Raw genomic sequence first — 15,623 nt, 5'->3', positions numbered from 1 at the left:
GAAAATGAAAAAAATAATTATAACAACAATTCTTTCTATAATTTTAGTATTGGTTTCTTGTAAAACTGATGATCAATATGAAGATTTTAACCGAAATCCTAAAAGCCCGACAAAAGTGGCTGCTGATTTCCTATTCAATGGAGCTACCAAGAGCTTAATAGATCAAATGACATCAATAAATGTAAATATTAATGTATTCAGATTTTTTGCTCAAACTAATTCAACCACTACCTATACTGATGAACCGAATTTTGATTTAACAACTAGGGGAATTCCAGATTATCACTGGTCTGAAATGTACCGAGATGTGTTATTGGATTTAAAAACATCAAAAGAGGTTGTTTTAGCTGATGAAATGCTAGCTGAAAGTGAGAAAAAGGCAAGAGTAGCCCAAGCTGAAGTATTAATAATCTATACATTTCAGCAAATGGTAGATACATGGGGGAATATTCCTTATAGTGAAGCTCTTAGTGATGTTACTTTGCCTAAATATGATGATGCAGCAACTATTTATAATGACTTAATTTCCCGCATCAATAATACAATACCAGATTTAAATGGTTCGGGTTATAGTTCATCTGACCAAATATATGGTGGTAATTCTGCTGCTTGGATTAAATTTGCTAATTCTTTAAAATTAAGAATAGGTATTCGTCTTGCGGATGTGAATTCATCTTTGGCGCAATCAACAGTAGAGTCTGCTGTTAGTGCAGGAGTATTTACTTCAAATGATGATAATGCAACTATTCAGTATGAAGGATCTACACCAAACACTAATCCTATGTGGATTGATTTAGTACAATCTGGTCGTTTAGACCATATTCCTTCTAATACAATTATTGATATCATGAATAATCTTGATGACCCCAGAAGGGAAGTTTATTTTGATGATAATTTAGGGATGGGTGTTTATAAAGGAGGAAATTATGGCACGTTAGCTAGTTATCCTACAGTTTCTCATTTGGGTGATTTGTTAATGGACCCAACAAACCCAGCTTCATTAATGGATTACGCCGAAGTATCTTTTATGCTGGCTGAAGCGGCTGAAAGAGGATATAATGTTGGTGGAACTGCTGAACAATTTTACAACAATGGTATTGCAGCTTCATTTGATTCTTGGGGAGTAACAGGGCTTGCAGCTTACATGGCTAACCCTGATGTTGCATATACTACAGCTCCAGGTACTTGGAGACAAAAAATAGGGCTTCAATTCTGGTTGGCTATGTTCAACAGAGGATTTGAGGGATTTACCGTTTGGAGAAAGTTTGATTGGCCTGCTTTTCAACTTCCCGTCGACAAGAAGAACCCTTTACCATACAGATACACTTATCCAATAGACGAACAGAACCTAAATGAAACCAATTGGGAAGCTGCATCTACTGCTATTGGGGGAGACTCTCAACAAACCAAAATATTTTGGGATGTAAATTAAGGTTATTGTTTAATGTAGTTTTTAAAATGATAGGTTTTTATGTATGGAAAAACCTATCATTTTACTTTAAATAGTTATGTATTTGAACAGTTAAAATTAAAGACAATGAAACATGTATTTAAATTAGCCTCTTTATTTTTTTTAGTTATCAGTTGTAATAATAGTGATATAGATTCACCAGATATGGAAACAACCAGAACACCTGATGATGTTAGACAGGATTTTGAAAATTTTGATTTTCAACCTGGTATTAATGATATTACTTTAGAATCGACCACCAAAGGGTATTTTTGGAATTTTAGAGTTATTGTTCCTGATGGAGCAAGTCAATCCAATAAAAAACCATTATTCTTTAATTTGCATGGAGGTGCACAAAATAATATTCCAGATGCACATAAATCAACAGATTGTTTGATAAGCCCTGGCCTTGATGGTATTATTGATGCTTTTATTATTAGCCCAAACAGTAATGCACAGCTATGGTATGAACCAAACAATCAAATACAGGTATTGGCTCTTTATGATCTAGCAACTTCTTATTTACCGATTGATACAGACAAAATTGCTGTAACTGGATATAGCGATGGAGGCAATGGCAGTTGGTTTTATGCTCAGTATTATCCAAACATGTTTTCGGCAGCCATACCCATGGCTACTTCATACAATACGGCTAAAAGCAATGGTAGTATTGCACCTATCACTATACCTTTATATGTTATTCATGGAGAAAACGACACCTTGTTTCCAGTTGAAACAACCCAGGGATATATAGATGAATCAATAGCTGCTGGTTCTAACATCAACTTTGTTATTGCGTCTGGATTGGATCATTATCATCCTTGCGATTATGTGTCCTATTTAAGAGATGCTGCCCAATGGTTAAAAACCACTGTTTGGAATTAATTGGCCTCTTATATTTTCAAAGCGAAATGTCCTCTGTAAACCTCTCCATTTGGAAGCTTCATAAAATACCAATAGTCGTCTGGCGTTAAGAGAACACCATTAAAGGTTCCATTCCAGCCATTAGAAATCAATGGGTTAAAAGATTTTATGAGCTTACCATATCGGTCATAAATATAAATGCGTATGGTTTTTGATATAAATTGATTTGGATCCAACCCATATACGTTCCAAGTATCATTATTCCCATCATTATTGGGAGTAAAATATTTTGGAAAACCGAATATATAAAAGTCCCTAAGAACAGTTTCACAACTATTGATGTCTTTGATGTATACTTGGTGTAAACCTTCATTGATATTTAAAAACACATTGCTTTCTTGGTATGGCCCATTTATATCATCCAAAGCGAAAAGAAAAGTTTCATCTGAATTTATAACAACCTGAATACTATGTCCATCAATTATAATGTCTTGAATGTATGGAATTTCATTCTGTTTTACGTTGATTGTAATAACATCTTCGCAATTTGATGTCCCATCATGTACTGTGACACTATAAATACTTGGTTGATCTACTAATATTTCATTGCTTGTTTCACCAGTATTCCAAGAATATTTGTAATCATTAACTTGGGTAGTATTTATGCCAGAATTAATTGTGATTGGAAAATCATTTTGGCAAACACTTATAACTTGATCATTTAATTGAGGAAAAGGCTTCGCATTTAAATGTAAAACGCCATCGCCATAACATGCATTATCGCTTTCGGCTCTTATGAATATAGTTTTAGAGCTAGAAAAATATATACTTGGAAGCGCATTAACTCCAATAGCTGCATCGTTTTTATTGTCATAAAAAGTTATAGAGACATTTGATGGTAAATTCAATTGAGTTGCAATTTTGTTTCCTTCTGCCTCTAAATCAAAATTGGCCATGTTCACATTCTCAAAATCACAGGCTGATAACTCATGCAAGCCAATATCTATTGGTTGGGTAGTTTTCAACCTTATAGTTGCTATATTGTAACATTCGGTATTAGTCTTGTATACCTTGGCATATAATAGTTCATTCTGGGTTTGGTTTCTGTAAATATTATTAAGAGCGTTAACATTCAAGCTGTCCTTTATAGCATCAGAAATGGAGTGATAATAATACACTTGAATAGCTTCAGAAGTATTTAAACTAATAGGGGCATTAGCTGATTGCAGATTATAGGTTGTAATTCCATCATTTGGATTATCATCATAAGAATCGCACTGGACCAATTCATAAACATCACTAATGACATTAGGTGGTTCCGAAATAATAATCTGTTTTATTAGTGGATCGCTTTCTATGCCATTAAGTGTCATGGTTAAACTAACAGAATAAATGCCTGGGGATATATAAATATGATAAGGATTTTCTTCTGTAGAGGATTGACCATCTCCAAAATCCCAAACAACACTATCATAAGGCTCCTCAGAAGTTATGAAAAAAGAAGTTTGATCGCCTAAACATGTAAATTTATAATCAAATGTGTATATAAAAATGGATTGGACAAATGGTGGCAATCCTAGTAAAGAAGCTTTGCCCCCCAAACTCACTGTGTTTTCATAATAATTGCATGATTTGCCCAAATTATTTGGATCGTTAATAACTGATATGTTAGAGCCTACATTAGAAATCCTAAATCCTGCTCTATAAATTTTTCCATTCATAGCTAATTGTAATGCTCCTGCAACATTGGTAGATGTTGATATCTCAATCTTAGAGTTAGCTATATCATTCGCTTCTAAATCATACTGGAATAAATGACTATTGATAAAAACATTGTTTTCGTTATAAAAATTATCAGTTACGTATAGCAACTTAGAATTTGGAGAAAATTCCAATCCGTAAGGATAAGCATCTGAAAGAATAGTTGCTTGATTTGATACTTTTCCAGAAGTATTATCAAAATCATACAATAGAACCTTACCTGATTGTTTTCTTGGTTGTTTCGGTCCGCCTTTCCCTAAAACAGTAGAACTATGGGCGATGGCTATTTTTTTTCCATTGGGAGACACTTTTAAATACCCAATTGCGCTAATATTTACGCCACTATCATTAAAAAGCGGGGCAACAGTAAATGGAACTTTTGATATAACAGGGGTTTCATTTACGCCATTAGCGTCAATCTTAAATGAATAGAACTTATCCCAAAATTGAGTAATAACCCAATATGAGCTTCCATCCTTATGGCTAACAGCTGTGATTTTTTCAGATGATTTGTACTCTTTTTGTAGAGCAATACTACTGTCATATGTAATTAAATGTTTGTTTTTAACACTAGTTATTACATCTCCAAAATTATTGTTTAAAGACAGGTCAATTTCTGAATAGTTAACGCCGTCTATGGACTCTCCTTCAGTTAAATAATAACTTGGTTTATCAACAGTAAAAATATAATATCTTGAATTGCTACCTGGTTTTGGCACTATTAATGCCGATTCTGTACTAGAACCGTGACCTAATAACCCTTGTCCATTCGGCATTACTTCGTGACGTCTATCCCAAACCGTTATGCCATCTGTATAAAACAACAGATTCCCGTTGACATCAGAAATGGTTGCACAGCCTTCACTTGTATTCAACTTACCATTTATAAGTGGTAAAGGATTTCCTGAATTAAAATCAAGACCAGCGAATTGTCCAAAATACCAATTGGCAGATTCCTTCTGTGAGTATACCAAAGAAACATGCAGTACAAAAATGAATCTTAAAATTCGAGTATTCATAAAAATAGCATTACTAACTTGTGTGGAATTTATGTGTGTAACTCATATTAAAAACTAGTCAAGAGTTCATAGCAAGATAGATATTCTTATTGCACTTAGTAGGTATTTTGAATTGTAAGCCATTGTTTTTGATCCGAATGTCTTATTGTAGAATGGTTAAATAAAAACTAATGTCTATTTAAATCATAAATAAAGTGATTCAAATCATCTTTTTGATAATAAAGGGATACCCTCTTTAATTTTGAGTAATTATCTATAAAACTTTATTTTTATGAATAATTTGGATTAGTCTCCAAAAGCCTTGAATATAACTCAAGGCTTTTTACATTTGATTCATCATGCACATTTTTTATTATTATAGAAACAATCCATACAATAAACATGACATTGGGAATAAAAAAACTATATATTGAACAACAGAAAAATGTGACCCCGTCCTGAAATAAGTCTACAACAAAGAAGTGAGTTTCATGATTATATATTAAATTATTTATGTTCTTTAAAAAGCATTAATATAAATTATGTTTTTTTACCATAAATTGTATATTTGTAGCCTCAAAAGACAGATACAATTTGTTTTTAAATAGTTCTTTTTGACTTTAGTGTGCAATTCGGTGAACCATACTAAATCGAAAGTGTTTAAAGTACTGATAATAAGTGGTTTATGGATTTGTTAAAAATCCTGCCACCCCGACGAACCTAGAAATAGGAAACATCAAAACACTGTTAATTGTATGATTATCAGTGTTTTTTTTTGTTTTTATCCATTTTGTTTGATATCAAATTTTAAAAATAATGGGTACCACCTGAAATGATTTAAAAAATGATTTGAAAAGCATTAATCGTGATTTAAATGAAGATATAATTTAGTGGTATTACTTTGATGATGTTTTCTATAAATCAAAATAATGATCTAGATACAATATCTAAAAAATAATATTTGTTTTCTAACAAACAGTCTTAAATTTTCTGTCCAAGTAAAGGTAGCAACTCCAGCCTATAAAGGATATGGTGACGAAGTCATGGCACATGTCACATTTAATGAAGTTTTATTAATGTAAAGATGTTTTAAAAACTTTATGTGCAAAAAATAAAAACAAACTATCATCTTTAAAACCTTGCCTTATTTTTTTAAAAGCTAGTCTCATATGAGATTCTACCGTTTTTTTCGAGATATTTAATACATCAGCAATCTCATCATATTTTAAACCTTCAAATTTATTCAGTTCTAAAACTTTCTTACAAATAGTAGGTAAGGTGTCAATAACCATTCTTAGACGTTTGATTTTATGCTCCAGTAAGTCGTTGTTTTCAGAAATATGTTCTCTGATAATTTCAGATTTAAAATTTTCCAGTAAATCTAATTGTCTTCTTGTTTTTCTGTAATAATCTATATAGGTGGTATAACTAACAGAAAACAAATAACCTCTAACAGAATTTTTAATGTTTATAGTGTTTCTGTTTATCCAAAGATTAACAAAAACTTGCTGAACAATATCTTCTGATAATGCTAAATCATTGTTTAAAGACCTGACATAGCGAACCAAATCTTTGTAGTATGTCTTGAATAACACATCAAAAGCGTCACTGTCATCTGCCTTTATTTTGAGAATAAGCTCTAGGTCGTTCATTAAAAATTTTCAATTTACAATACAAGATTACAAAAGATTTAAGAGAAAATTCAAAAAAGATGTTTTTTCACTAAGGGTTTTTTAAAATTCATGACGACTTTTTAATGAATAAGACTTTTTACTGAATTTAATGAAAAAAACAATAATAAAATATTTAAACGATACGCTTTCAGATCTTGAATACCAAGAGTTACTGTTTTGGCTTAGAAAACCTGAAAATAAAAAGAAGTTTACAAAATTGGTTAAAGAAAATTATGACCTAAATGTTACCCATGAAGAAATTGATGACCATAAGGCTTTAAACAAGGTGAAGATGGCTATTGAAAAACATAAAAAAGCATCAAGACATATTGTTTGGAGATATGCAGCTGCTGCAATTATAGTTGGTATCTCGGCAGGTACTTATATCTTAAAGGGAGACATCTTTTCATCGTTTCAAGAAGTGCCTGCACCCATCATCGTCAACAACCAGATCGAACCAGGTAATGAAAAAGCAACCCTGACTTTGGAGACTGGAGAAACAGTAGCATTGGAAAAAGGTAATACCTACGAAACTCAAAATGCTACCAGTAATGGTAAAGAGATTATTTACCATGCAGGAGAAAAAAGTAAGTCTGAAATCGCTTATAATACATTGACCATTCCTAGAGGAGGTAAGTTTTATATCATGTTATCCGACGGCACTAAGGTTTGGTTGAATTCTGAATCTCAACTTAAATACCCTGTAGCTTTTAACGACGGCCAATTAAGACAAGTGGAGCTTGTGTATGGAGAGGCTTATTTTGAAGTGTCGCATAGTACGGAACACAAGGGGTCTCATTTTAAAGTAATGCATAACCAACACGAAGTTGAGGTGTTGGGAACAGAGTTTAACATCAAGGCTTACAAAGAAGAAACAAATATTTACACCACTTTGGTAAAAGGTAAAGTAGAAGTAAGTTTTGAAAACCAAAGAAAAATTTTAAGACCAGAAGAACAGTCAAATTTAAATACCATTACTGGGGTTCTGAATGTGGTTAATGTTGATGTTTACGATCAAACCTCATGGAAAGAAGGAGTGTTTAGTTTTAAAAGAAAGACACTTAAAGAAATTATGCAAGTTTTATCTAGATGGTATGATATGAAAGTGGTTTTTGAAAATAAAGACCTTGAATCCACAGGTTTTAATGGTGTAGTTGGTAAAGAACAAAGCATTCAAGAAATATTACAAACCATCAAAAATTTAGGTGTCATCAAAAACTACGAAATCAATAATAAAACAATAACTCTTAAATGAAAATTATAAAATAAAAAAAAGGGAGCGAAGTCAAACATTTGGCGATGACTCAACTTCGTCCCTCTAGAAAGCATTAATTAAACCATTGTCTAACTAACACAAAGCAAATTTATGGAAATTAAATTAACTAATGTCCGTTATATCGTTCGAAAACGGATCCTATTAATGATTATGAGAACATTAATCTTTTTATTATGTACAACTGTTTTTTCTTTAAATTCAGAAATTGGGTTGGCTCAAAAAAAAGTAATAATTGATGCAGATAAAGAAGTGTCTATCGATGAAGTGTTCGATATAATCAAAACCCAAACCGATTTTCGCTTCATTTACCCTCAAGATTTATTTAAGGATACACCTAAAATACAATTAAAAAAAGGTACAATTAGCGTAGATGAGCTTTTACAAAACAGTCTTTCTGCAAATGATTTTTATATAGTGTTATCAACAGATAATAAAATTATAATTAAAGGTAGAAACACTCAACAACAAATTCAAGTTTCTGGAAAGGTAAAAGATGCAAATGGGCTACCTATTAGTGGTGCTATTATATTTGTAAAGGGAACTACGATAGGGGTTATATCAGATTATGATGGGAATTATGAAATAACAGTTCCATCGCGCGAAAATATACTTGTTTTCAAGTTTTTAGGGTTTAAGTTTAAGGAAGTTTTAGTAGGTGATAAAACAACTATAAATGTTGCATTGGAAGAAGATATAACCGAACTAGAAGCTGTTGAGCTAGTTTCAACTGGTTATCAAAAGCTCTCAAAAGAGCGTAGTGCTGGATCTTATTCTAAACCAGATCTAACAATAGCAAAAGACAGAGCCTTTTCAATGAATATACTTCAAAGAATAGATGGATTGGTTGCTGGATTGACTATTAATAATTCTCCAGATGCTGCTTCTAATCCTTATTTAATTAGAGGTTTAACAAGTATTGGTACATTTGATGAAAACGATAATATTGCTACAGGTACAGGTACAAATAGAAATCCCTTATTCGTTGTAGATGGGATTCCAACCAATAATATTTCTTTTATAAACCCACAAGATGTAGAGGATATTACTGTTTTAAAGGACGCAACAGCTGCATCTATATGGGGTGCCAGGGCTGCAAATGGAGTTATTGTTGTCACTACAAAAAAAGGAGAAAACAATAAAAAATTGAAGGTTGAGTATGATGCTTTTACTAATATTCAAGGTCGTCCAGATTTAGATTATCAACCTTATATGAATAGCTCAGAATTTATTAGTGCAGCAAGAGAAGTTTTTGATCCTGAATCTTACCCTTATGATCAAAGAAACGCTTATGTTTTTGGTATTGGAGGTATCGCTCCACATTTACAAATCCTTTATGATGAATATCGTGGTGTTTTATCTAGTAGTGTTGCAAATGCTAAGCTGGATAGTTTATCGAATATCAATAATAGAGATCAAATTAAAAAATTATGGTATCGGGAAGCCATGCAAACAAACCATACTTTAACCCTCTCAACGGGTGGAGAAAAACATTCTGTTTATGCATCTATGACATATACTGATACAAAATCAGATAGACCCGGGGATACGGATAAACTTTATAAAATAAATGTCAGACAGGATTTTAAATTTAATGAAAAAATTAAGTCTTTTTTAATTACCGATTTCACAAAAACAAAAGCACTTACTAAAAATAATTTAAGTATTACTAATAGCTTTTATCCGTATCAATTATTCAAGGACGATATGGGTAACAATTTTTCAATTCCTTTTATGGGTATGCTAACAGAAGATGTTAGAGCAGATTTTGAAGCAAGGTCTAGAATTGATTTAAATTATAACCCTTTAGATGAAAGAAATTTTTCAGATGAAATTTCAGAAGCTTTTAACACGCGCTTAATTGGAGGAGTTGATATTGATATCTTTGATAATATAAAGTTTAATGGTACTTATAGCTACATTCAAGGTTCTAATAAGACTTCTAATTACATTAGTGATGAAAGTTATGATGTACGAAGTGAATTAGTTCAGTTTACCGCTGCGGATTCTCCAAACGACACTCCTATTTATTATCTACCCGAAACAGGAGGCAGGTACACTGAAAGCAATATTTCTAATAGAAATTACACCATAAGAAATCAATTGTCATTCGATAAAAGTTGGAATGATAGTAAGCATCAAATTAATATAATTTTGGGACAAGAAGCACAAGAACAATTAACGGAAGTTACAAGTACAACGGTGCGTGGTTATAACCCATTATTGCAAACTTATTTATCTGTGGATTATGCTACATTAAAAAATAATGGTATAGATAACCCTGTAATGCCAAACTTTGGGGATCAAAGTTTTTTAACAGACGACTTGTTTACTCAATCTGAAGTTTTAAGTCGATTTACGTCGTACTATTTGAACGCAGGCTATACCTTAAATAGGAAATATACCATTAACGGGAGTTGGAGACGAGATCAAAGTAATTTGTTTGGTCTAGATAAATCAGCTCAAAATAAACCAACATGGAGTGTCGGTGGTAAATGGAGTTTGGGGAAAGAATCTTTTTTAACAAATGTGTCATCATTAAACTTTTTAGAATTGAGGACCACCTATGGTATTACAGGTAATGCACCTACACCGGGAACATCTTCATCGTATGATATTTTAAGACCGCAAACAAATTATACTTTAGCAGAGAATATTATCCCATTAACAATTAAAACACCAGGCAACCCAAATTTAACATGGGAAAGTACTAAAACTTTAAATTTTGGTGTTGATTTTGGATTGCTTAATGTAATAACAGCTTCTTTAGATATATATAAGAAAAGCACAGATAATCTGTTAGGTCAATTACCTCTTAATGTGTTTTCAGGATTTTCATCAGCTATAGGGAATTTTGGTAATATGGAAAATAAGGGTATTGAATTAACATTAAATACAACTAACATCCAAAATGAAAACTTTGGTTGGACTACTTTGTTCACATTGGCTCATAATAAAAACAAAATTACAGAATTAGTATTACCAGGCGAAGTTACTACGGGTCAACAAAAAGTTAATTTAGCCTATTTAAAGGGCTATCCAGCATTTGCAGTCTTTGCTTATGATTATCAAGGTTTGGATGATGAAGGAGACCCTTTAATTCGTTTGAGTGATGGTACAATAACTAAAGAGCCAAATGTTACTTTGGAGGATGATGTTTTATTTATGGGAACAATGCAACCAGTTTGGAGTGGTGGTTTTTCTAATTCGTTTAGATATAAGGACTTTAATTTAAGTATAAATACAGTGTACAATTTAGGTCATGTGATGAGAAAGGATGTAAATTCAGATTACTCATCACTCTTGGAAACTGTTCCTCACAGCGATTTTACAAACAGGTGGAAGAATCCAGGTGACGAATTGGTTACAGATATTCCTTCTTATGATTCTACAGGAACTTTTACTGGAAATACTAGAGATGTCAATTATTATATGAAAGGAAATACAAATGTATTAGATGCTTCTTATATAAAATTAAGAGATATCACATTGTCTTACGGAATTCCAAAAAATGTGTTGGATAAACTTAAGGTAGATAATTTAACTTTTAGAGTATCCGTCTCAAATTTAATGCTTTGGAAAGCTAACAAATCTGATATCGATCCAGAATTTCAATACACCTTTTATGGTACTGGTCAAAGAGAGATTAAAAGAAATCAAGGAAGCATTGCTTTAGGTGTTCATTTATCCATTTAATAATTCTAATACTATTACTCATGAATATTAAAATATTTTATATAAGGTTATTTGTTTTTTCATTACTTACTGCATCAACGTTTTCATGTAGTGAAGAATTTTTAGAAGTCACTCCTAAGGGAAGTTTAATAGCACAATCTACTAAAGATTATAATTTGTTATTAGAAGATCCTTCATTAAGAGAATTGTCTAATATTACTGTTCCAATGGGAGATGAAGTGGCAGCCATAGAACCATTTTATTCAACTATTGAACAAAGACCCCGCAGACTTTTTAAATGGGAGGCCGATATTTATAATTCAGATCAAAATTCACAAGAGCTTCAACCATTAATGGCATCCTTGTATGTTTATAATAAAATAATTAACGAAGTAAATGACGCCAATGGTGGAACTGATGTAGAAAAGCAAGAGCTTGAAGCAGAGGCGCGTATAGGAAGAGCTTTTAATTATTTTATGCTTATAAACTATTATGGAAAACCATATAATGCGTCAACAGCTAGTTCAGACTTAGGATTTCCTATCATTACATATTCGGACATTACTTCAACCAACTTTACTAGAAATACAGTGGCAGAAGTTTATGATTTTATTATAGAAGATATAGAAAGTGCATTACCCTATCTTTCAGAATCAGTTAGCAGCAGACATAGAGCATCTAAAGCAGCTGCAGAAGGTCTTCTGGGTAAAGTATTAATGTTTCAACATAAATATGATAGTGCATTAGTACACCTAAAGCAAGCATTAACTTATGCGCAAAGATCTCAAATTAATGTGAATCTTTATAATTATAATTTTGAACTTTTAGATGGAGGTGTATTTACACCAATAAATCCCTTTTTTGGTCCTGCAGCCATTTTATCAAAGGATAATACAGAAGTATTATATGACAAGTCTGTTTTTAATGCCTGGGCATTTATTAATAATGAATTTGTAGTAAGTACAGAAACAGCAAATATGTATGGTAGTTCCGATTTAAGGTTGAATTTTTTCTCAAATGCAGAATTTTTTGGTTTTTCTCCCTATTACCCTAATGGTATGTTAAGAAAAGTTGGTCCATTACAGCAACAATCGGGAGTGTATTTACCAGACATTTATTTATTAATAATTGAGGCTAATGCACGTTTAGGATTTTTGGAAGAAGCAACTACCGCACTAGAAAATTTTAGATCTAAAAGAATGCCTGTGAATGACGCGCCTGTTCCAACAGAAATTGCATCAAATCAATATAATTTAGTGAAATTTATATTTGAAGAGCGTATTAGAGAGTTTTCAGTAAGCGGGTATAGATGGTTTGATATGAGAAGGCTATCTGTAGATTCAGATTATAATAACTTAGTAAATTATACGCATAACAAATATAGTTCTGAAGGTGACTTATTGGAAAGTTATACACTAACACCAGAAAGATTGGTACTAAGGTTTGGAGGAGTAGTAACTTCACAAAACCCTGATTTAATTGAAAATCAATAAAAATTATTTTATAATTATGAAAAAATATTTGTTATTACTATTGTTTACAAGTCTAATTTCGGCTTGTAAACATAATGATTTTATAGGCGTGGAATATACTATAAAAGGTGAAATTCCATCAGATATAAAGGCAGGCATAGCTGTAATGTCATATCCTGAAAATGATGAAGGCGGACCCTATAAATCTGATACTACTGCCATTCAAAATGGGAAATTTGAATTTAAAGGAACAATTGGAAGGCCGCAATTGGCAGAACTTAATTTAATAGATTCTACAAAGAAGGTTATAGATAGTTCCCAAATTGAACAGGGTGGTTCAACAATGAAAAATGTAGCGCTAATTTATTTAGATGGAACTATTGATATCTCTTTTGATTCTTCAGGTATGGCTTCATATTCAGGTGGAGGTACTGAGGAGAAAGCTTGGCAAGCATATGCTAAGATGAGTGAAACGAAATCCAAAGCCCTAAAAGATGAACCATTTGCAATGACTTTTTATGAAGATTTGGTTACAGACTTTATTAAAGGCTATCCAGACAGCTATGTTAGCATTGATCTTATGGATTTATTTACACAAGAAGGTGCTGCAATAGACTTAAATATAGTTGGACCAATGTATGAGACGTTAAGCCATAGAATGAAAAATACACCAAAAATAGTTGCTTTAAAACCTCGATTGGATAAGGCTAAGAAATATGAGTCTGGAGAAATAATGGCAGCAGACTTTACTATGCAAGACCCAGAAGGCAACCTGGTGTCAATTGCATCCTACAGGGGTAAGTATTTGCTTTTGGATTTTTGGGCAAGTTGGTGTGCCCCTTGCAGGGCAGAAAACCCAAACGTTCTTAATGCATATAAGAAATTTAAAGATAAGAATTTTACAATTCTAGCCGTGTCCCTAGATTCTAATGAAGAAGCTTGGTTAAAAGCGATAAAGGAAGATAGTTTGCCATGGAAACAAGTCAGTGATTTAAAAGGAGCTGGTAATGAAGCAGCAAAACTTTATGGTGTAAGTGTTATTCCAGATAATTTTCTTATAGACAAAAATGGAAAAATTATAGGGAGAGGGTTAAAAGGGCAGGCGTTACAACAAAAGCTTAAAGAATTAATTAAATAAACTAATAAAAAATACTATGAATAAATTATTAATATGTCTATTGATAATGATAAGCGGTTCAAGTTGGGCACAACAGGAAGAAGTTGAAAAGTATAACTTCGAGGATTTTGAACTGATTGTTAAAGTGGAAGATCAGGAGAATTATTTTAATAAAATGCTTCAGGAAAATCCTGAGGATAAATCTAAAACGAAAGAGTATAACTTGTACCGTGTAGTTCTTGCAACAGGTTGGTTAGCTAAGGGGAATATTGAAAAATACAATTACTATATGCAAACGAATCCTGAAATTTCAGGCAAAAACTTGATTTACTTATCTTATGTGTTGGAAGATTTGGTAGAAGAACCAAAATATCAAAGTATCGTTGCAAAGATTTCTAAAGATATTATAGATGATATTGAGAAGAATGCTAAGAGTGATGAAATAGCCAATCTTCGATTACAAGTGTTATTAGAGGTGAATGCTATGGCTAATGCAAAATTAGGAGACATTGATGTAGCTTTAAAAAATATTCAAAAGTCATCAGAGATTAAGGATGGAGCTAGAGAAATGAAATATTTCAAAGATTCAAAATCGAATTATTATAACCGATATGCTATTGTTCTATCAGCAGCTGGTAAGGATAAAATGGCTTTAGATACTCTAGTTTATGCGGTTAGACATGCAGACTCAAATCCTAAGTTAGTTAAGACCTTAAGAGAGGTTTATAAAAAAGTACATGGAAATGATAAAGGAGCTGATAAATTAATTTCAGACTTACAGAAAGAGGCTTATGAAAAGGAATACGAAGAGGTTGAAAAATTGTACATAGCAGAAAGTACGATACCATTTCAAGGGGTAATTTCAGACCCTAGCGGTAATGGTGAAACATTTCCTCTTTTTAATGCTACTAAGCCAATACATGAGATTTCTTTACCAGACCTGAATGGTAATACCATAAACTTTAATGATCATAAAGGAAAGGTTCTTGTTATCGATTTTTGGACCACCATATGTACGCCTTGTATTGCTGCCTTTGCAGGATTTGAACGGGTTGTTTCAGAATATAAAAAGGAGCCTTTTCAACTTTTTATTATTGATCTATTTGAAACGCAAAGAACAGTTAAAAGCTTTATAACAAAAAAAGGAATTTCCTTAGATGTATTGCGTGACGAGCCTAATGGAGCATATGGTATTAACGGAACTCCAACTAAAATAGTTTTTGATACTATGGGCAATATCAGGTTTTATTCTTCCGGTTATGCAGGTTCTACCGATAGAGAATATTATAAGTTAAAGGCTATGGTAGAAATTACTAAGACTGAAAGTAAAATTTAAAAGT

The 15,623-nt window shown here is 32.2% G+C and carries 9 protein-coding genes; 7 read left to right on the top strand and 2 right to left on the bottom strand.

Annotated features, from left to right (window positions below; genetic code table 11):
* The first annotated feature begins 4 nt into the window (after positions 1 to 4).
* Both ACGLWY_RS07940 and ACGLWY_RS07935 read left to right on the top strand, forming a co-directional pair.
* Positions 5 to 1,432: a SusD/RagB family nutrient-binding outer membrane lipoprotein gene (locus ACGLWY_RS07940; protein ID WP_396619143.1), complete on the top strand. Its 1,428-nt coding sequence runs from the start codon at positions 5 to 7 to the stop codon at positions 1,430 to 1,432.
* A gap of 105 nt (positions 1,433 to 1,537) precedes the next feature.
* Positions 1,538 to 2,335, top strand: coding sequence for a dienelactone hydrolase family protein (locus ACGLWY_RS07935; protein ID WP_396619142.1), 798 nt, complete (start codon positions 1,538 to 1,540; stop codon positions 2,333 to 2,335).
* A gap of 8 nt (positions 2,336 to 2,343) precedes the next feature.
* Here ACGLWY_RS07935 and ACGLWY_RS07930 read toward each other — a convergent pair whose 3' ends face one another.
* Both ACGLWY_RS07930 and ACGLWY_RS07925 read right to left on the bottom strand, forming a co-directional pair.
* Entirely contained in the window at positions 2,344 to 5,094 is a 2,751-nt protein-coding gene (locus ACGLWY_RS07930; protein ID WP_396619141.1) for a T9SS type B sorting domain-containing protein, read from the bottom strand.
* Positions 5,095 to 6,146: 1,052 nt separating this feature from the next.
* Positions 6,147 to 6,725, bottom strand: a complete 579-nt coding sequence (locus ACGLWY_RS07925) for an RNA polymerase sigma factor (RefSeq protein ID WP_396619140.1) — start codon at positions 6,723 to 6,725, stop codon at positions 6,147 to 6,149.
* Between the two features lie 130 nt (positions 6,726 to 6,855).
* On the opposite strand from ACGLWY_RS07925, the gene ACGLWY_RS07920 reads away from it, so the two are divergent.
* The 5 genes from ACGLWY_RS07920 (at position 6,856) to ACGLWY_RS07900 (ending at position 15,619) form a co-directional block, all read left to right on the top strand.
* Positions 6,856 to 8,001: a FecR family protein gene (locus tag ACGLWY_RS07920; protein ID WP_396619139.1), complete on the top strand. Its 1,146-nt coding sequence runs from the start codon at positions 6,856 to 6,858 to the stop codon at positions 7,999 to 8,001.
* A gap of 171 nt (positions 8,002 to 8,172) precedes the next feature.
* Positions 8,173 to 11,715, top strand: coding sequence for a SusC/RagA family TonB-linked outer membrane protein (locus ACGLWY_RS07915; RefSeq protein WP_396619138.1), 3,543 nt, complete (start codon positions 8,173 to 8,175; stop codon positions 11,713 to 11,715).
* Between the two features lie 20 nt (positions 11,716 to 11,735).
* Complete coding sequence (locus ACGLWY_RS07910; protein ID WP_396619137.1) at positions 11,736 to 13,187, top strand: RagB/SusD family nutrient uptake outer membrane protein; 1,452 nt, start codon at positions 11,736 to 11,738, stop codon at positions 13,185 to 13,187.
* A gap of 16 nt (positions 13,188 to 13,203) precedes the next feature.
* The gene (locus ACGLWY_RS07905) at positions 13,204 to 14,304 is read left to right on the top strand and encodes a redoxin domain-containing protein (RefSeq protein ID WP_396619136.1); all 1,101 of its coding nucleotides are present in this window, start codon (positions 13,204 to 13,206) and stop codon (positions 14,302 to 14,304) included.
* Positions 14,305 to 14,320: 16 nt separating this feature from the next.
* Positions 14,321 to 15,619 carry a TlpA family protein disulfide reductase gene (locus ACGLWY_RS07900; protein ID WP_396619135.1) on the top strand — a complete coding sequence of 433 codons (1,299 nt, stop codon included), beginning with the start codon at positions 14,321 to 14,323 and terminating at the stop codon, positions 15,617 to 15,619.
* Positions 15,620 to 15,623 lie beyond the last annotated feature (4 nt).

Source organism: Mariniflexile sp. HMF6888 (assembly GCF_044335535.1).
In the GTDB taxonomy this organism is placed as follows: Bacteria; Bacteroidota; Bacteroidia; order Flavobacteriales; family Flavobacteriaceae; genus Mariniflexile.
This window is presented reverse-complemented; position numbering and strand designations above follow the sequence as displayed.